The organism is Agromyces sp. 3263 (assembly GCF_031456545.1).
Taxonomy (GTDB): Bacteria; Actinomycetota; Actinomycetes; order Actinomycetales; family Microbacteriaceae; genus Agromyces.
Genome location: NZ_JAVDUV010000001.1, coordinates 592,143 through 610,302 on the forward strand (window position 1 = coordinate 592,143; position 18,160 = coordinate 610,302).

The 18,160-nt window shown below is 72.0% G+C and carries 13 protein-coding genes, 1 tRNA gene and 1 other RNA gene; 5 read left to right on the top strand and 10 right to left on the bottom strand.

Going from position 1 to position 18,160, the window contains the following annotated elements; translation table 11 throughout:
• The first annotated feature begins 36 nt into the window (after positions 1 to 36).
• Positions 37 to 534, top strand: a complete 498-nt coding sequence (locus J2X63_RS02660; protein WP_309973614.1) for a hypothetical protein — start codon at positions 37 to 39, stop codon at positions 532 to 534.
• A 1-nt stretch (position 535) separates the two neighbouring features.
• Here J2X63_RS02660 and J2X63_RS02665 read toward each other — a convergent pair whose 3' ends face one another.
• The 3 genes from J2X63_RS02665 to J2X63_RS02675 form a co-directional block, all read right to left on the bottom strand.
• Positions 536 to 895: a nuclear transport factor 2 family protein gene (locus tag J2X63_RS02665; RefSeq protein ID WP_309973616.1), complete on the bottom strand. Its 360-nt coding sequence runs from the start codon at positions 893 to 895 to the stop codon at positions 536 to 538.
• Between the two features lie 94 nt (positions 896 to 989).
• Positions 990 to 1,586, bottom strand: coding sequence for a recombination mediator RecR (recR, locus tag J2X63_RS02670; RefSeq protein ID WP_309973619.1), 597 nt, complete (start codon positions 1,584 to 1,586; stop codon positions 990 to 992).
• Positions 1,587 to 1,589: 3 nt separating this feature from the next.
• Complete coding sequence (locus tag J2X63_RS02675) at positions 1,590 to 4,079, bottom strand: DNA polymerase III subunit gamma and tau (RefSeq protein ID WP_309973621.1); 2,490 nt, start codon at positions 4,077 to 4,079, stop codon at positions 1,590 to 1,592.
• A gap of 79 nt (positions 4,080 to 4,158) precedes the next feature.
• Between J2X63_RS02675 and J2X63_RS02680 the strand changes: the two genes are divergently transcribed.
• Positions 4,159 to 4,533, top strand: a complete 375-nt coding sequence (locus J2X63_RS02680; RefSeq protein ID WP_309973623.1) for a TraR/DksA C4-type zinc finger protein — start codon at positions 4,159 to 4,161, stop codon at positions 4,531 to 4,533.
• 113 nt (positions 4,534 to 4,646) lie between these two features.
• Here J2X63_RS02680 and J2X63_RS02685 read toward each other — a convergent pair whose 3' ends face one another.
• The 5 genes from J2X63_RS02685 to pta all read right to left on the bottom strand — a co-directional run bounded on the left by J2X63_RS02685 (position 4,647) and on the right by pta (position 14,474).
• Positions 4,647 to 8,810 (bottom strand): IPT/TIG domain-containing protein, encoded by a 4,164-nt coding sequence (locus J2X63_RS02685; RefSeq protein WP_309973625.1) that lies wholly within the window; start codon positions 8,808 to 8,810, stop codon positions 4,647 to 4,649.
• A gap of 121 nt (positions 8,811 to 8,931) precedes the next feature.
• Positions 8,932 to 10,269, bottom strand: coding sequence for an MFS transporter (locus J2X63_RS02690; RefSeq protein ID WP_309973627.1), 1,338 nt, complete (start codon positions 10,267 to 10,269; stop codon positions 8,932 to 8,934).
• The gene (locus J2X63_RS02695; protein WP_309973629.1) at positions 10,266 to 10,886 is read right to left on the bottom strand and encodes a helix-turn-helix domain-containing protein; all 621 of its coding nucleotides are present in this window, start codon (positions 10,884 to 10,886) and stop codon (positions 10,266 to 10,268) included. The genes J2X63_RS02690 and J2X63_RS02695 overlap by 4 nt, the downstream gene beginning before the upstream one ends.
• A 160-nt stretch (positions 10,887 to 11,046) precedes the next feature.
• On the bottom strand, positions 11,047 to 12,315 hold the full coding sequence (locus J2X63_RS02700) for an acetate kinase (protein ID WP_309973631.1): 1,269 nt from the start codon (positions 12,313 to 12,315) through the stop codon (positions 11,047 to 11,049).
• Entirely contained in the window at positions 12,312 to 14,474 is a 2,163-nt protein-coding gene (gene pta, locus J2X63_RS02705) for a phosphate acetyltransferase (protein ID WP_309973633.1), read from the bottom strand. Before pta ends, J2X63_RS02700 begins: the two co-directional genes overlap by 4 nt.
• 141 nt (positions 14,475 to 14,615) lie before the next feature.
• On the opposite strand from pta, the gene ffs reads away from it, so the two are divergent.
• From ffs to J2X63_RS02720, 3 genes are all read left to right on the top strand, one after another.
• Positions 14,616 to 14,712, top strand: an RNA gene (gene ffs / locus J2X63_RS02710) — signal recognition particle sRNA small type.
• Positions 14,710 to 14,794 (top strand) — tRNA-Ser (locus J2X63_RS02715). Before ffs ends, J2X63_RS02715 begins: the two co-directional genes overlap by 3 nt.
• Positions 14,795 to 15,069: 275 nt before the next feature.
• Entirely contained in the window at positions 15,070 to 15,519 is a 450-nt protein-coding gene (locus J2X63_RS02720; RefSeq protein WP_309973635.1) for a hypothetical protein, read from the top strand.
• Here the strand turns inward: J2X63_RS02720 and J2X63_RS02725 are convergent.
• Both J2X63_RS02725 and J2X63_RS02730 read right to left on the bottom strand, forming a co-directional pair.
• Entirely contained in the window at positions 15,509 to 16,264 is a 756-nt protein-coding gene (locus tag J2X63_RS02725; RefSeq protein WP_309973637.1) for a GNAT family N-acetyltransferase, read from the bottom strand. The genes J2X63_RS02720 and J2X63_RS02725 overlap by 11 nt on opposite strands.
• A complete protein-coding gene (locus J2X63_RS02730; RefSeq protein ID WP_309973639.1) occupies positions 16,261 to 18,138 on the bottom strand; it encodes a helicase HerA-like domain-containing protein in 1,878 nt (625 codons plus the stop codon). The genes J2X63_RS02725 and J2X63_RS02730 overlap by 4 nt, the downstream gene beginning before the upstream one ends.
• Positions 18,139 to 18,160: the final 22 nt, after the last annotated feature.

Sequence of the window (18,160 nt, forward strand, 5' to 3'; positions counted from 1 at the left end):
TGACGGCGGCGGTCGGGCCGCCGATAGAGTGCGGTCATGTCGGAGGCGCTGGAACCGTGGAAGGACTTCAACGTGGCCATGGTCGGGGCCACGGCGGCGCTCGCGGGCCTGCTGATCGTCGCCATGTCGGTCAACATCGGCACGATCATGTCGTCGGCCACACTGCCGGCGCGGGCCGGCGCCTCGGTGGCCACGCTCGTGCTGGCGATCGTCGCCGGGGCGTTCGGCCTCGTTCCCGGCCAGCCGGTCGAGCTCTACGGCGCGGAGGTGCTGGTCGGCGCCGTCGCCGCCGGCGTCTTCCAGGTGCACTCGATGCGGGTGCTCGCCACCAAGGACCGGGTCTCCTCGAAGTGGGGGCGGTTCGCGAAGGCGACGGTCGGCGTGCTGCCGCTCCTCGGGTTCCTCGCCGGCGGGGTCCTCCTGGTGACGGGACCGGCCAGCGCCGGGCTCGCCTTCGTGGCCGTCGGCTCGATACTCGCCGTGATCACGTCCATCCTGTTGGCGTGGGTCGTGCTCGTCGAGGTGCTGCGGTAGTTCAGCCTTCGTGCGGCCGGGGCATGTACCACTCGGTGAACTCGGTGGCGCGGCCGTCGTCGGCCAGCCGGACGATCCACAGGTTGATGTAGTCGCGCTCGGCCGGATACTCGGTGCGGCCCTGCACGACGGCGAACCCGTCGTCCTCGTGGATCACCTTCCAGTCGAACGTCCACGTCCCCGGCTCGTCGAGGTCCTCGAGCCAGCCGGCGACGATCGCCTCGCGGCCGCGCCGCGCGTCCGAGTCGGGACTGGTCAGGTAGACCGCGTCATCGGTGAACAACGCGCCGATCTGCTCGGGGTCGTTCGACTTCCATGCCGCGACGTACTGCGCGACCCATTCCTCACCCTTGGTGGCCATGCGACCCATTCCAGTGGTCGGGTGCGGGTTCGGTCAAGGGCTGGCGGATGCCGCGGCGCGGGCGACGTACGCACCGCCCACCGCACGGGTGCCGTCAGCCGACGACGCGACGACCCTCGAACGCACGACCGAGCGTGACCTCGTCGGCGTACTCGAGGTCGCCGCCCACGGGAAGGCCCGACGCGAGGCGCGTGACGCGGATCTCGAGCGTGGTCAGCAGGCGGCTCAGGTAGGTCGCCGTGGCTTCGCCCTCGAGGTTCGGATCGGTCGCGATGATGACCTCGGTGACCGTGCCGTCGGCGAGCCGTTGCATGAGCTGGCGGATGCGCAGCTCGTCGGGACCGATGCCGTCGATCGGACTGATCGCTCCGCCGAGCACGTGGTAGAGCCCCCGGAACTCGCGGGTTCGCTCGATCGCGACGACGTCCTTCGCCTCCTCGACCACGCAGATCAGCGCGGGGTCGCGCCGCGGGTCGCGGCAGATGGAGCAGGTGGCCTGCTCGGACACGTTGCCGCAGATCTCGCAGAAGCGCACCTTGTCGCGCACCTCCGTCAGGATCTCGGCGAGCCTCGACACGTCGAAGTGCTCGGTCTGCACGATGTGGAACGCGATGCGCTGCGCCGACTTCGGCCCGATGCCGGGGAGGCGACCGAGTTCGTCGATGAGTTCTTGGACGATGCCCTCGTACACGCGCTACCCCCGTTCCCCGAAGCCGGGGCGCGCGGGCGCCTCGACCTCCTCGAGGAACGTCGCTCCGAGGACCTCGCGCACCACGGCCTCGCCGTAGCGCTGGATTCCGTCGCTCGGCGGGGGTGCCGAAGCCCCGCGCGCCGCGTTGCTCCGGGGGGCACGCCGCGCGGGGGCGGCGTCGGGCACCGCGGGCACCACGGGCTCGAGGTCGATCTCGGGCGGCGGCCCGGGATCGAACGGCGGCTCCTCGTCTTCGGGCGGCGCGTCGGCATCGTCGGGGATGTCGGCGAACGAGTCGGGGGCGGAGCCGGGTCGTTCGGCCACGGCGACGGCGACCGGGGCTACGACGGGCGCCGCGGAGGCGGAGTCCTGGGCCCGCGTCGCTGCGGAGGTGGACGAGGCACCTGCAGCAGCGTTCGTGGCGCCGGCGGGCCGGGGCGCCTCGACCGGGTCGTCGGCCGGGATGGCGACGGTGGCCCACGAGTCGACGGGGCCGTTCGGCGCGGCAGGGGCCGCCGTTACGGCGCTCTGGCGAGCAGCGCTGGCGCGCGAGGCGGGAGCGCCCGACGAGGAGGGAGCGCCGCCCGACGCGGCGGCGGGACCGGCCACGGGCGCCTGGGACCGGCCCTCGGGTGCGGACGATGGAGCAGGGGCGGACGGTGCCGGTGCGGGTGCGGGTGCCGACGGTTCCGGAGCCGACGACGACACGTCGACCGGCGCGTCGCCGCGCGTAGCGCCCTCGACCTTGGCAATGAATTTCACCGTGACGCCCAGCACCTCGTTGATGGCGCTGCGAAGCAGTTCGCTCACGCTCTGGCCCGGCGCCCCGCCGCGGAACCCGGCGACATCCTGCTCGCTCGGGAAGGCGAGCACGAGCACCTCGCCGTCGCGGAACTCGCGCACCTGGGCGGTGAACGCCACCATCCACGCGCTGCGCTTCGTGCGCTGGAGGGACGCGAGCACCTCGGGCCACGCGTCGCGCATCTGCTGCAGCGTGACCGGACCGACGGGTCTCGGGGCGGGGGCGGGCACAGCGGATGCCGCTGCGGCGGGTGCGCCGGAGCCGGCAGGTGCCGCCACCGGCGCGTCGAACGCTGGTGCCGCGGATGCGTCGGTGGCAGGACCCGAGGCCGGCGCTTCCGCCGCCGGACCCCGAGCTGCCGCCTCGTCGCGGTCCGACGACGCAGCCGCCGCCGAAGCCGGCTCGACCCTGGACGTGGGCGGGAACGGCGGAACGCGTGCGGGCGCCGAGGAGACGGCGGGCGGGCGGGCGGGCTCAGCCACGGCGACCGGCGCATCGACCGCAGAGCGGTCGCCCGCAGCATCCGTCACCCCGATGCGACGCTCGAGGCGCTCGACCCGCGCCAGTGCCCCGCGCTCGGAGTCGTCGCTCGACGGCACGAGCACCCGCGCGAGCATCAACTCGAGGTGGAGGCGCGGCGAGGTGGCGCCGGTCATCTCGGTGAGGGTCTGGTTGACCAGGTCGGCGACCCGCGAGAGCTCGGCCGAGCCGAATGCGGCCGCCTGCGCTGCCATGCGCGCGAGCTCGTCGGCCGGGACGCCGCGCAGCACGGCAGCCGCCGTCTCGGGTGACGATGCGGCGACCACGATGAGGTCGCGGAGCCGCTCGAGCAGGTCTTCGACGAACCGCCGCGGGTCCTGGCCGGTCTGCACCACCCGGTCGGCTGCGGCGAAGGCACCCGCCGCATCCTTCGCGCCGATCGCGTCGACGACCTCATCGAGGAGGGCGCCGTGCGTGTAGCCGAGCAGCGCCACCGCGCGCTCGTAGTCGATGGTGGTGCCCTCTGAGCCGGCGATGAGCTGGTCGAGCAGCGACAGCGTGTCTCGCGGCGATCCGCCGCCCGCGCGCACCACGAGGGGCAGGACGCCGGGGGCGACTTCGATGCCCTCCTCGGTGCAGAGCTGCTGCACGTACTCGAGCATCGGCCCGGGCGGCACGAGCCGGAACGGGTAGTGGTGCGTGCGCGAGCGGATGGTGCCGAGCACCTTGTCGGGCTCGGTGGTGGCGAAGATGAACTTCACGTGCTCGGGCGGCTCTTCGACGAGCTTGAGCAGCGCGTTGAAGCCCTGCGGCGTGACCATGTGGGCCTCGTCGAGGATGAAGATCTTGTAGCGGTCGCGGGCCGGCGCGAACACGGCGCGCTCGCGCAGGTCGCGGGCGTCGTCGACGCCGTTGTGGCTGGCCGCATCGATCTCGACGACGTCGAGCGATCCGCTGCCGCCCCGCGCCAGCTCGACACAGCTCGGGCACACGCCGCAGGGCACGTCGGTCGGCCCCTCGGCGCAGTTGAGGCAGCGGGCGAGGATGCGCGCCGAGGTCGTCTTGCCGCAGCCGCGCGGGCCGCTGAAGAGGTAGGCATGATTCACGCGATCGGTGCGGAGCGCGGTCATGAGGGGCTCGGTCACCTGCGACTGGCCGATCATCTCGGCGAACGTCTCAGGCCGGTAGCGGCGATACAGGGCGGTGACCACGCCTCAATCGTAGTTGCCGCGTCTGACACGGCGTCCGGATGCCGCAGGCGTAGCATTCGGGGATCGGAAAGGGGGCGAGATGACGGCGACGACGATGACCCCGGCACAGCTCGCACGGTTCGAAGGCAGGCTGCGCGCCGAACGCGCCGACGCCGAGGAGCGCCTCGCGGAGTTCGACGGCGTCATGAGCGAGGTGCGCACCGCGAGGTCGGATGCCTCGGCCGACGACGAGCACGACCCCGAAGGCCCGACGATGACGCAGGAGTGGTCGCAGCGCACGGCCGTGCTGGCCGACGTGCGTGCCGAGCTCGCCGACGTCGAGCGCGCCCTCGCCCGCATCGCCGACGGCAGCTACGGCGTCTGCGCGAACTGCGGCAAGCGGATCACCGTGGCACGTCTCGACGCACGCCCGACCGCGACGCTCTGCATCGACTGCGCTCGCCGCCACGGCTGACCGCTGGCGCCCACCGCGCGGTGCGCCGGGCGGCGGCCCGTTCTGCCGTCGCGCGGGTGGGCGGCTCCCGCCCGCCGGCGTCCCCTGCCGGACGCGGGCGGGAGCCGCCATGCTCAGCCGCGCGCCCCCCGACGGCGACTGAGCAGCATGAGCGCCCCGGCGAGGAGCACGACGAGCGCGCCCCCGAGCCACGGGGTCGGGTCGAATCCGGTCGAGGCGATGCCCGACGTGGTTCCGGACTGGCCGCTGCCCGGGCCGGCAGCGGGCGGTGCGCCGGCGGCCGGCGTGTAGGCGAATCCGCCCTCGGCGGTCGCGTCGCCGCACGCCTCGGACCCGACGACCGTCACGTCGACCGTCCCGACTCCCGCGGGTGCGACGGCGATGATCGTGGTGTCGTCGACGACCTCGAAGCTCGTCGCGGGCACGTCCCCGAACCACACGGCGGTCGCCCCGGCGAAGCAGTGCCCGGTGATGGTCACCTGGGTGCCGCCCGCTTCCGGTCCCGTGCCCGGTGCGATCCCGTCGATGGTGGTGACGGGCGTGTACTCGAACTCGAGCGGCGGCGAGGCTCCACCGGGGGTGGTGACGACCACGTCGACCGGGCCGGCGGCGTGCGGGGGCGTCACGATCGTGATCGTCGCGTCGTCCACCACGGTGAAGTCCACCTCCTCGCCGTCGACCGTGACGCTGGTCGCGCCGCCGAGATCGGTGCCGGTGATGGTGACCTCGGTGCCGCCGGTCTCAGGACCATCGGCCGGCGAGAGCGCCGTGAGCACCGGGGCGGGCACGTAGGTGAACGGCAGCGCGTTGCTGTCCCCGCCGGGCGTGGTCACCACGACGTCGACCGGACCCGCGGCGTGCGGCGGCGTGGTGAACGTGATCTCGGTGTCGCTCACCTGGGTGAAGGGCACGGATGTCCCATCGATGGTCACCTCGGTCGCACCGGCCAGATCCGTGCCGGTGATCGTCACGGGCGTGCCTCCGGCGACCGGACCCTCATCGGGAGTGAGCGCCGTCAGCACCGGAGCGGGCACGTACGTGAACGGCAGCGCGTTGCTCGGCCCGCCGGGCGTCTCCACGATCACGTCGACCGGACCGGCCGCGTGCGGCGGCGTCACGAACGTGATCTCGGTGTCGCTCACCTGCGTGAACGGCACGGATGCCCCGTCGATCGTCACCTCGGTCGCACCGGCCAGGTCCGTGCCGGTGATCGTCACCGGCGTGCCTCCGGCGACCGGCCCCTCATCAGGCGTCAGCACCGTCAGCACCGGAGCCGGCACGTAGGTGAACGGCAGCGGGTTGCTCGTGCCACCGGGCGTGATGACCACCACGTCCACCGGACCCGCGGCGTGCGGCGGCGTCACGAACGCGATCTCCGTGTCGCTCACCTGCGTGAACGGCACCGAGACGCCGTCGATCGTCACCTCCGTCGCCTCGGCGAGCGCGGTGCCCGTGATCGTCACGATGGTGCCACCGATCGTCGGACCCTCGTCGGGCGTCAGCGCGGTGAGCGCCGGCACATCGAGGTAGGTGAACGGAAGCGGGTTGGTGTCACCTCCGGGCGTGGACACGACCACGTCGACCGGCCCCGCGGCGTGCGGCGGCGTGACGAACGTGACCTCCGTGTCGCTGACCGGGGTGAAGGCGACCGGGACGCCGTCGATCGTCACGTCGGTCGCGCCGGTGAGCCCGCTGCCCGTGATGGTGACGAGCGTGCCGCCCGCCACTGGGCCGACCTCAGGCGTGAGCGAGAGGATGACCGGTCCGGGCAGGTAGGTGAACGCGAGCGGGCCGCTGACACCACCCGGCGTCGTGACGGTCACGTCGACCGGCCCGGGCAGGTGCGGCGGCGTCACGAAGGTGACCTCGGTGGCGCTCACCTGGGTGAACGGAACGGATGCCCCGTCGATCGTCACGGCGGTCGCACCGCCGAGGTTCGTACCCGTGATCGACACGAGCGTGCCACCGGCGGCCGGGCCCTCATCGGGCGTCAGGGCGATCAGGCTGGGCGCCGGCACGTAGGTGAACGGCAGCGCGTTGCTGTCCCCGCCGGGCGTGGTCACCACGACGTCGACCGGACCCGCGGCGTGCGGCGGCGTCGTGAACGTGATCTCGGTGTCGCTCACCTGCGTGAACGGCACGGATGCCCCATCGATCGTCACCTCGGTCGCACCGGCCAGATCCGTGCCCGTGATCGTCACCGGCGTGCCTCCGGCGACCGGACCCTCATCGGGAGTGAGCGCCGTCAGCACCGGAGCCGGCACGAACGTGAACGGCAGCGCGTTGCTCGGCCCGCCGGGCGTCTCCACGATCACGTCGACCGGACCGGCCGCGTGCGGCGGCGTCACCAACGTGATCTCGGTGTCGCTCACCTGCGTGAACGGCACGGATGCCCCGTCGATCGTCACCTCGGTCGCACCGGCCAGGTCCGTGCCCGTGATCGTCACCGGCGTGCCTCCGGCGACCGGCCCCTCATCAGGCGTCAGCACCGTCAGCACCGGAGCCGGCACGAACGTGAACGGCAGTGGCGCCGAGACGCCGGCCGCGGTGGTCACCGTCACGTCGACTGGCCCGGCTGCGTGCGGCGGCGTGGTGAAGGACACCTGGGTGTCGCTCACCTGGGTGAAGGGCACGGAGACGCCGTCGATCGTCACCGCGGTCGGGCCGGCGAGCGCGGTGCCGTCGATGGTGACGAGCGTGCCACCGGCCGTCGGGCCCTCATCGGGTGTCAGCGTGAGGAGGACGGGGGCCACGAGGTTCGGACCCACGAGGGCTCGGGCGAGGTTCAGCTCGAGCAGCCCGGGCACGATGGCCGTCGGCAGGACGCTGAGTCGCAGAGCGGTCTCCTGGAAGACGGCGCCGGCAACCGGCGGCTCTGGCTCCTGCACGTTGGCGAGGAGCGAGACGACCGTGTCGAGCAGGAGGATGGCGGGGTTCAGCGCGTCGATCACCGGGTTCAGCACGTCGTCGGTGAGGGTCGTGAGGAGCGTGCCGAGTGCCCCCGTGTCGGAGTCAATGACCGCGTTGACGATCGGGCCGAGCGCAGCGAGGATCACCGCGTCGGTCAGACCGATGATCGGCACACCCAGTGCGTCGATGGCCACCGCCGCGTTGCCGTCCACGACCTCGAGGAGCGTGCCGTCGACGGTCACGGTCACGAGGGGCGTTCCGAGGACGGGTGCGGTGAGCGTTACCTCGACGGCAACGGCGGCGTTCTCGAGGGCGGTCGTGATCGCCGTGCCGAGGTCGTCGACGAGCCCGTCGATGAGGTCGGCGACCTGGGTGGTCACCTCGGTCAGCACGGCGGCCGAGAGGAGTTCGGTGCTCGGTGGCACGCTGTTGAGCCCACCGACGAGCTGGTCGAGATCGAGCGTGATGGTGCCCGCGGCGAGATCGATGACCACCCCACCGCCCGAGTCGAGTGGCGTCGAGAGGATCGGTGCAACTGCGGCGGCGAGGTCGACGTCGACGGTGGCCGTGGCGCTGCCGATGCCCACGCCGAGGAGCAGGTCGTCGACGGCACCGAGTACCCCGTTGACGAGTGATCCGCCGGGGCCGGCGAGCGCGTCGACGTCGCCTTGAAGCCCGGCGACAGCATCGTTCACCGTCCCCGCGATGCCGGCGATCGCCGGACTGTCGACCTGCACGACCGCGGAGGCGATCTCGTAGTCGCCGACGGGCGTGCCACCGGCCGTCACTTCTGCCTGGGCACTGACGGCGCCCACCTCGAGGTCGAGGTCGGTGATGGTGCCTGCGAACTCGGCACCCAGCAGGTCGGCGAGGTCGAAGCCCAGCGGACCGGGGGCCAGGCCGGGAGCCGGGGTGATGCCGGTGCCGATGGCTCCGGTGTCCGAGATGAGTCCCGAGGCGCCGAGCGACGATCCGTCCGTCTCTGCGTTCGCATACTGGCCGACGACGCCCGCGTCGACGAAGTCGATCGGCAGCTGGATGCCTCCGCCGACATCGACGTTCACGATCCCGAGCGCCGTGAGGTCGAGGTTCTGCGCGTTCGTCTCGGGGGTGACGCCGTCGCTCGTCGCGCTCTCCCCGTCGATGCCGACGACGCCGCTGAGGTCCACGGAGTCGAGCAGCGAGCCCGAGAGGAACTGCCCCTCGGCGTACGACGTGTCGCCCGGAGCAGCCGTCGCCGTCAGCGCACCGCCAGCGGCGAGCACCGCGACGACACTGAGGAACGCGGTGGTACGGAACCGCAACCGCCTGCCGCGGCCCTTGCGATCCCGCTCGATCCGCGCCCAGGCGCGTGTCTGCTGTTCCATCGATCAACCCCCATGTCGACGACTGGCGGGCTCCCCCGAGCCCCCGATGCCAACCTAGGGGCAAGTCCAGTTGTGGACAAGGGTTTCCTGATGAATGACTGAAGGTTACCTTGATGAAACCTCAGGAAGGCCGAGCTCCCGCCGCCGGGACGCCGGTGGCGACGTCCGAAGTCGCCCCGGTCTCGACCTCCGCCTCGACGTCGGGCGCCCCGTGGCCACGGGCCGCGCTGAGCCCCGCGAATCCGCGGATGAACAGCGGACTGCTGCCGAGCACGAGGTAGAGGGCCGCGCACGTCGCCAGCGTCGGCACGAGCCCGACCTGCTCCACCGCGAGCCCGCCGAGCAGCGCGCCGAGCGGCATGGACGCCGCGACGCCCGCGGTGGTGGCCCCGAACACCCGTGCGCGCATGCCGTCGGGCACCTCGCCGTACATGGCCGTGGCCATCATCGGGTTGAGAGCGCCGGCGGCCAGGCCCGAGAGCGCGAGCACCGGCAGGAGCACGGGAAGCGGTGCACCGAGCGCCATCGCCAGGTAGGGCGGCGTGCCGGCCAGCACGAAGCAGGTCGCGAACATCAGGCGCCCCGAGTACCGGTGGCCGAACACCCCGAACAGGGCGGAGCCGGTGAGCGCGCCGGCCGCGAAGCATCCGACCATGAAGCCGAGCACCGCCGGGTCGTGCAGCACCTGCGTCGCATACACCGGCTTCAGCACCGTCATGCCGGCGGCATCGATCGCGTTGGTGAGCGTCACGAGGAGCACGATGGCACGCAGCAGCGGATGCCTCGCGATGAACCGGATGCCCGCGACGAAGCCGCCCTTGGTGGGCTCGTCATCGCCGGCCCCATCGCCGCCGGCGTCATCCGCGGCGGCCGCAGCGACGGCCCGCGGCACGAAGCAGGCGACGAGCACGGCCGAGACGACGAATCCGCCCGCGTCCACGATGAGCGCGGGGACCGGGCCGAGGAGCGCCACCATGGCGCCCGCGACACCCGCGCCGACCATGGTCGACGTGCGCTGCACGGCCGATTGCGCTCCCGCGGCGCGGGCGAGCGGCATCCGTGCCAGCTTCGCGAGATCGGGTACGAGCGCGGTCTTCGCGGTGTCGCCCGGTGGGTCGAGCAGTCCCCCGAGGAAGACCAGCGCGAGGAGCGCCCCGAACGAGAGGCCTACCGTGGCGCTGAGCAACGGGATGGCGATGATGGCGAGCGCGCTCGCGACATCCGCGGCGATGCTCGAGACGCGATAACCGAAGCGGTCGACGAGCACGCCGCCGAACGTGCCGCCGATGATGAGCGGGACCGTGGCGAACACGCCGGCCACGCCCGCGGCGAGGGGCGAGCCGGTCTGGGTCAGCGCGATGATCGGGATGGCGACGAGCGCGATCGCGTTCCCGCCGAGCGAGAAGAACTGGGCCGTGTACAGCGCGAGCAGCGGAACACGCCGCCGTGCCCCGGTCATGACAGCGTCCGCGGGAAGGTGTGCGTGATCCACCGCACCGCCCGGGTTCCCTCGCGGGGCTGCCGGCCGCGCGCCCACCACTTGTCGCGCACCGCCTCGAGGTCGGCGTTGAGCTCGCGGAACTCGTCGAGGGTGAGCTGCGCTCCGCCGTCGCTCGAGTCCGACGCGGCAACCCACTCGGGCTCGAGGTCGAGTTCGGCGTCGAGCGCCTGCAGGAGTTCGCGGTGATAGAGATCGAGCACGGCCCGCCGCATGGCTTCGTCGGCCTCGCGCCGATCGGGATCGTCGAGGAATTCCGCCGACTGGGAGGTCGTCATCTCGTGCGCGGCCTTCCACCAGCGCTCGCGGCCGTCCCGTTCGAGCTCGGGTGCGGGCACGACGAACCCGTGCTTCGCGAGGGTCGCGAGGTGGTAGCTCACCGATCCGGATGCCGCGCCGGTGGCCTGCGCGAGCGCGCCGACCGACTGCGGTCCCTCGACGCGGAGGAGCCCCAGGATGCGCAGCCGCAGGGGGTGCGCGAGCGCGCGCATCGGGCCCGGATCGTGGACCTGGATGACCCGGTCGCGGTGCTCGCCGCTGGGTGCGGCGGGGGCCGCTGCGTCGTCGGATTCGTTCATGCTTCGATGCTAACTCCGCAAGAGTCGTTGCACAATACTTCTTGCATAACTGCGTGCTCGAGTTCGAGGACGCGATCGGGGCGAACGGAGTCCGTCGAACGCCCCGTTCGCGTCCTCAATCGATGCCGGCACCGGCCGCGGTCGGAGGTGGAGGCGGTGGTCAGGCGGTGACGACCGCGAGCGTCTGCCGCGCGATCTCCAGCTCCTCGTCGGTCGGCACGACGAGCACCGCCGTGCGCGAGGCATCCGTCGAGATGCGGCGAGCGCCGCTCCCCCGCTCGCGGTTGCGCTTGGGGTCGAGCTCGACGCCGAAGCCCTCGAGGCCCGCGAGCGACCACTCCCGCACGATGGGCGCGTTCTCGCCGACGCCCGCCGTGAACGCGATGGCGTCGACCCGGCCGAGCTGCGCCGCGTAGGCGCCGACGTACGAGCGGATGCGGTGCGTGTACACCTCGAGCGCGAGGGTCGCCGCCTCGTCGCCCGACTCGGCGGCCGACACGAGGTCGCGCATGTCGCCGTGCCCACCGAGCCCGAGGATGCCGCTGCGCTTGTTGAGCAGGTCGTCGAGCCCGTCGGCGTCGAGCCCGGCCCGGCGCTCGAGGTGCAGCAGGATGGCGGGATCCAGGTCGCCCGAGCGGGTGCCCATGACGAGTCCCTCGAGCGGGGTCATGCCCATGCTCGTCTCCACGGAGCGGCCACCCGAGACGGCGCAGGCGGACGCGCCGTTGCCGAGGTGCAGCACGATGAGCCGCAAGTCCTCGACGGGGCGCCCGAGGAACTCCGCGGTCGCCCTCGACACGAACCGGTGGGACGTGCCGTGGAACCCGTAGCGGCGGATGCGATGCCTGGCCGCCACCTCGCGGTCGATCGCGTAGGTGTAGGCCGCGGGCGGCATGGTCTGGTGGAACGCCGTGTCGAACACGGCGACGTGCGGCACGTCGGGGAACGCCCGCTCGGCCGCGACGATGCCCGCGAGGTTCGCCGGGTTGTGCAGTGGTGCGAGCACCGACAGCTCGTCGATGTTGATCTTCACGAGCTCGGTGATCACCGTCGGCTCGAAGAACCGGGCTCCGCCCTGCACGACCCGGTGCCCCACGGCGATGGGCGGGTGCGCGTCCAGCGACGGGCCGTGCGCGGCGAACGCCTCGAGCATCCACGCGAAGGCGGCGTCGTGGTCGGGCACTGCGACCTCGTCGCGGAACGTCTCGTCAGCGGCATCCGGCCCGACTGCGGCATCCGGCCCGACTGCGGCATCCGACGGAGTCGGCACGACGCTCGACGACGGATGCCGCACCGTGTGCGTCGCCCGGCCGTCGGCCTGTCCGATCCGCTCGATGAGCCCGCTCGCCAGCGGCTCGGCCGCCTCGACGTCGATCAGCTGGTACTTCATCGACGACGAGCCCGAGTTCACGACGAGGACGATGCTCACGAGGCATCCGCCGCCTGGATCGCCGTGATGGCCACGGTGTTCACGATGTCCTGCACCAGCGCACCGCGCGAGAGGTCGTTGATCGGCTTGTTCAGGCCCTGCAGCACCGGGCCGATGGCGACGGCGCCCGACGAGCGCTGCACGGCCTTGTAGGTGTTGTTGCCCGTGTTGAGGTCGGGGAAGATGAACACCGTCGCCCGGCCGGCGACCGTCGACTCGGGCAGCTTCGTGCGGGCCACCGCGGCGTCGGCTGCCGCGTCGTACTGGATCGGCCCCTCGACCGCGAGCTCGGGAGCGCGCTCGCGCACGAGCTCGGTTGCGCGGCGCACCTTGTCGACATCGACGCCCGTGCCCGACTCGCCCGTGGAGTACGACAGCATGGCCACGAGCGGCTCGATGCCGAACTGCGCGGCCGTCGCCGCCGACGAGATCGCGATGTCGGCGAGCTGCTCGGCGGTCGGCATCGGAACGATGGCGCAGTCGCCGTAGACGAGCACCCGGTCGGCGAGCGCCATGAGGAACACGCTCGACACCACGTCGACGCCCGGCTTCGTCTTGATGATCTCGAACGCGGGGCGGATCGTGTGCGCCGTCGTGTGCACGGCGCCCGACACCATGCCGTCGGCGAGCCCCAGCGCGACCATCATGGTGCCGAAGTACGACACGTCCTGCACGATCTCCCGCGCCTGCTCGAGCGTGACGCCCTTGTGCGCGCGGCGGCGCTGGTACTCGTCGGCGAACCGGTAGACGAGCACGTGGTCGTGGTTCGAGAGCACCGTGGCGCGGGAGATGTCGAGGCCGAGCCCGATCGCGCGGGCGCGGATCTCGATCTCCTCGCCGAGGATCGTGAGTTCGGCGACGTCGCGGGCGAGCAGCGTCGCGGCGGCGCGGAGGATGCGATCGTCATACCCCTCGGGCAGGACGATGTGCTTGCGCTCCCGGCGCGCGCGTTCGAGCAGTCCGTACTCGAACATGAGTGGGGTGACGACCTCGGGACGTGCGACGTCGAGCAGGTCGAGCAGCGCGTGCCCGTCGACGTGCTTCTCGAACAGCGAGAGCGCCGTGTCGCGCTTGCGCTGCGATTCTGCGGCGAGACGGCCGCGCGTCTGCGTGATCGCGAGCGCCGTGTCATAGCTGCCGAGCTGCGTGCGGATGATCGGCAGGCCCGCCTTCAGGCCCTCGATGAGACGTTCGACCGCGTCGGAGAGCGGGAAGCCGCCGTTCAGCACGATGCCCGAGATCGACGGGAACGTCGCCGAGGCGTGCGCGGTGAGCACGCCGAGGAGCACCTCGCTGCGGTCGCCCGGGACCACCACGACCGATCCCTCGATGAGGCGCGTGAGCACGTTCTCCATCGACATCGCGGCGACCACGACCCCGAGCGCCTCGCGGTCGAGCAGGTCGGGGTCGCCGGCGTACAGCTCGCCGTCGACGGCGGCCATGATGCTGCGCATCGAGGGCGCGACGAGGAACGGGTCCTCGGGGATGGCCCACACCGCGACGGATGCCGCGGACAGCGTCTCGACGCCAGAGACCGCGTCGACCTCCCATCGCGCGGCGGCACCCACGCGCTGGACGATGACGTCGAGCTGCTCGGGATCGGCGCGGTTCACGACGACGCCGAGCAGCGTCGCGTGCTCGCGACCGAGCTCCTCGATCGCGAGCTCGGTGAGCTGGGCGAGCTCCTCAGGGGTGCGGGCGTCGGCGTGTCCGAGTCGCTCGGAGCGTGCGCGCCCCTCGCCGACGCGGCCGCCGAGCACGAGCAGCACCGGAGCGGCGAGGTTCGCCGCGATGCGGGCGTTGTAGGCGAGCTCCGTCGGACTCCCGACATCCGTGAAGTCGGACCCGAGCACCACGACCGCGTCGCAGCGGTCCTCGACGGCCTTGAAGCGCTGCACGATCGTGGCGAGCGCCGCATCGGGGTCGGCGTGCACCTCGTCGTACGAGACGCCGATCGCGTCCTCGTACTCGAGCGGGACGACGCCCTCGTGGGCGAGCAGCAGGTCGAGCACGTAGTCGCGCTCCTCGGTGGACCGCGAGATCGGACGGAACACCCCCACCCGGGTCGCCCGCCGAGTCAGCGTGTCGAGCGTGCCGAGCGCCACGGTGGACTTGCCGGTGTTGCCCTCGGCGGAGCAGATGTAGATGCGGTGCGCCACGCGCCCCAGCCTATTGGGCAGGCCTCGGCGGACGTCTGGGAATGCGCCGGATGCCGCGTGGCCCTGTTCGCCGGCGAGGTGCCCGCCGCCGCTCGAGCCCGGCCACGGTCAACTCCCCCGGCTCGGCTCGGGTAGACTGTCTCCGGCTCCTCACGTGGCGCCATCCAGGCCAACTCCCCCAGGGCGGAAACGCAGCAAGGGTAACCGGGCTCTGGCGGGTGCGTGAGGAGTCTCAGGAGGATTCGCCTAGTGGCCTATGGCGCACGCTTGGAAAGCGTGTTGGGTGAAAGCCCTCGGGGGTTCGAATCCCCCATCCTCCGCTCACACACGAACGGCCCGGTCTCCTCGCAGATCGGGCCGTTCGCCGTTTCCGGACGGTCGTGTCCTCATTAATGCGGAATAGCGGCGAAGCGCCCCGAAGAACATGATGTGAGAGATGTCAACGGCGGCGATGGACACAAGGAGTGGGGACGCAGGGGGCTCCTCCATCCGGCCGACGGCAGTAAGGGGCGACGGCCTCAGGGTATTCACCCTGAGGCCGCGTCGCACCCTCACCCGGAGCATCGGACTTCCCATCGCCGCGCTCGCACTGCCGGTGCTGGCCGCGGAGCTGTGGCTCCTCGATCCGAGCGGTACGTGGCCGATCGTCGCCTGGACCGGCCTCGTCACGGCCGCCCTGATCACGATCGCCTGGCTCGCCTACCAACGCACCCAGGCCTCGGTCAGTGAGTACGGCATCGTCGAGCGCGGCTTCTTCGGCGGCACCTACACGGTCGCGGCACGCGACATCTCGGGCATCCTCCGCGTGGAGCTGTACCGGCCCAACAGCCTCGACACCACGCACGAGCTCTTCGTCGTCAGCCGGAACGGGCGCGGTGTCTTCCGCATGCGCGGGCGGTTCTGGAACTCGGCCACGATGGACCAGCTGGCCGAGATCCTCGGTACCGAGGAGTCCGTGCGCAGCGAGCCGGTCACGCTCGCCGAGCTGCGGGAGACCGACCCGCACCTCCTCTACTGGTTCGAGCGGCGCTCGCTCACGCGCTGACCTCGTCGGCGTCCGAGCGACGGTCGGTCGCCCGCGGGTCGGTCGCCGGGCGGTCGGTCGTACCGCGGTCGGTCGCGATGCCGAGCAGCGGCGCGTCGGGCCGGCTCGACGGCAGCTCGTGGAATCCGAGCCGGTCGTAGAACGCGCGCGCCGCGGTGTTGGCGGCGTCCATGCCGAGGTGCACGGCCGGCACGCCCCGTGCGGCGAGTGCCTCGCGCAGCGTGTCGATGAGACGTCGGCCGAGTCCCTGCCCCTGCAGCTCGGGCAGCAGGTCGATGTGCAGGTGCGCCGGATACGCGTCGACCTCGGCGATGAGCATGCGGTCGGGGTTCGTGCCGGCGTCGATGAGCTGCGCCTCGGTGAAGCCCGGTTCGCGTCCGGTGGAGGCCCCCGGTGACGGATGCCGCTCGCGGAAGCCGGGCGTCCACTCGCGCTTCCACCACTCGACGAAGGTGCGGGTGTCGGCGACGCCGATGATGTAGCCGAGCGCCCGCCCGTCGCGCCCGTCGTCGACCACGAAGGCGAGGTCGGGGTCGTAGGTCACGTACGGCAACGCGAACACCTCGGGCATGAGCGAGTCGTCGGAGTACACGCCGGTCGCGTCCCCGCCGCCGGCGGCCGTGCGCAGGCAGATCTCGAAGACGGCGTCGCGGTCGCCCGGCCGATACGGACGGATGAACGGATGCCCCGGAGCGAGGTCGTTCGCGGATGCGGCCGTCACGGCATCCGCTCGCTCTGCGCTCATCGCCGCCGCCGCGTGCCGAAGATGCCCTCGACGACGCTCGTGAGCACATCGCGGGTCGCCCTGGATCCGAGCACCTGCTCGAGCACCGAGTCGCCGCCCGAGGAGCGCGAGCGCGTGGTCGATCGCGAGCGGGAGGTGCTCGAGGTGCGCTTCATGAGCCGGTCGTACTCCGCCTGCGCCGCCTTCTGCTCCTTGTCGCGCTGCTTCTCGATGGCGGCCTGCTGCTTGGCGTACTCGGCATCGGCCTTCGCCTTGTCCGCGGCGTCCTCGGCGGCCTTGGCGGCGGCCGCGGCGGCGTTCATCTTGGCGGTCAGGATCTCGTGCGCCGACTCCCGGTCGATCGCAGTGCCGTACTTGGCCTGCAACGGCGAAGCGGCGACCGCGGCGTCGACGGCGGCATCCGGCGACGGGGACATCAGCGCCTGCGGTGCTCGCAGCCGGGTCCACGCGACGGGACTCGGCGCCCCCTTCTCGTTCATGACGGTGACGATCGCCTCGCCGGTGCCGAGGGTCGTGAGCACCTCCTCGAGGTCGTAGCCCGACCTCGGGTAGGTCGAGACGGTCGCGCGCAACGCCTTCGCGTCGTCGGGCGTGAATGCCCGCAGCTGGTGCTGCACCCGCGACCCGAGCTGGGCGAGCACGTCGGCGGGCACATCCTTGGGGGTCTGCGTGACGAAGAACACGCCGACGCCCTTCGATCGGATCAGGCGCACCGTCTGCACGACCTGCTGCAGGAAGTCCTTCGACGCGTCGGCGAACAGCAGGTGCGCCTCGTCGAAGAAGAACACGAGCTTGGGCTGGTCGAGGTCGCCGACCTCGGGGAGGTCGTTGAACAGGTCGGCGAGCAGCCACATGAGGAAGGTCGAATACAGCGCCGGGCGATCGGCGACGCCCGGCACCTCGAGCAGGCTCACGATGCCACGACCGTCGGATGCCACGCGCAGGAACTCGGCGGTGTCGATCTCGGGCTCGCCGAAGAACGTGTCGGCCCCGGCCTCGGCGAACGCGACGAGCTCGCGCAGGATGACGCCGACCGTCGCCTTGGAGAGGCCGCCGAGCCCCTCGAGCTCGCCCTTGCCCTCATCGCTCGTGAGGTACTGCAGCACCGCCCGGAGGTCTTCGAGGTCGAGCAGAGCCAGCCCGGCGTTCTCGGCGTAGTGGAACACGAGTCCGAGACTCGACTCCTGCGTGTCGTTGAGGCCGAGCACCTTGCTCAGCAGCAGCGGGCCGAACCCGGCGACCGTGGCGCGGATCGGCACGCCGCGGCCGATGCCGCCGAGCGAGAAGAACTCGACCGGGAAGGACGCCGCCTCCCACGCCTGGCCGATGCCGGCGGTGCGCTTCAGCAGCTTCTCATTGCCCTCGCCGGGGGTCGCGATGCCCGAGAGGTCGCCCTTGATGTCGGCGGCGAACACCGCCACGCCATGGGCTGCGAGCTGCTCGGCGAGCACTTGCAGCGTGCGGGTCTTGCCCGTTCCGGTGGCGCCCGCGACGAGCCCGTGCCGGTTCGTCATCGCGAGCGGGATGCGCACGGGCACGTCGGGCATCGCCTCGCCGTTCACGAGCGCGCCCATCTCGAGGGCGGGGCCGTCGAACGCGTAGCCGTCGCGGATCGCGGCGACCTGGGCGGCGTCGAGCGGGCCGGATGCCGCGACGGCGGGTTCCGGGGGTGTTGGGGCGGCGGCGGCTTCGCCTCGGGCTGCGGCGGTCGCGGCATCCGTCGCCTGCTGCTGCGCCTCGAGCGCCGCCTGGGCGAGGGCCGCGGCCTCCTCCGCCTTGCGGATCGCCTCCTGGGCCTGCGCCTGCAGGGCCTCGGCCGCCTCGGCCGCTGCGGCGGCCGCCTCCTGAGCTTGCTTCACCGCGTCGTCGGCCATGCGCACGATCCTAGCCACGGCC

Coding starts and splice junctions, on each gene's coding strand:
- J2X63_RS02660 (WP_309973614.1), top strand. CDS start 37: ATGTCGGAGGCGCTGGAACCGTGGAAGGACTTCAACGTGGCCATGGTC.
- J2X63_RS02665 (WP_309973616.1), bottom strand. CDS start 895: ATGGCCACCAAGGGTGAGGAATGGGTCGCGCAGTACGTCGCGGCATGG.
- J2X63_RS02680 (WP_309973623.1), top strand. CDS start 4,159: ATGACGGCGACGACGATGACCCCGGCACAGCTCGCACGGTTCGAAGGC.
- J2X63_RS02685 (WP_309973625.1), bottom strand. CDS start 8,810: ATGGAACAGCAGACACGCGCCTGGGCGCGGATCGAGCGGGATCGCAAG.
- J2X63_RS02690 (WP_309973627.1), bottom strand. CDS start 10,269: ATGACCGGGGCACGGCGGCGTGTTCCGCTGCTCGCGCTGTACACGGCC.
- J2X63_RS02695 (WP_309973629.1), bottom strand. CDS start 10,886: ATGAACGAATCCGACGACGCAGCGGCCCCCGCCGCACCCAGCGGCGAG.
- J2X63_RS02725 (WP_309973637.1), bottom strand. CDS start 16,264: ATGAGCGCAGAGCGAGCGGATGCCGTGACGGCCGCATCCGCGAACGAC.
- J2X63_RS02730 (WP_309973639.1), bottom strand. CDS start 18,138: ATGGCCGACGACGCGGTGAAGCAAGCTCAGGAGGCGGCCGCCGCAGCG.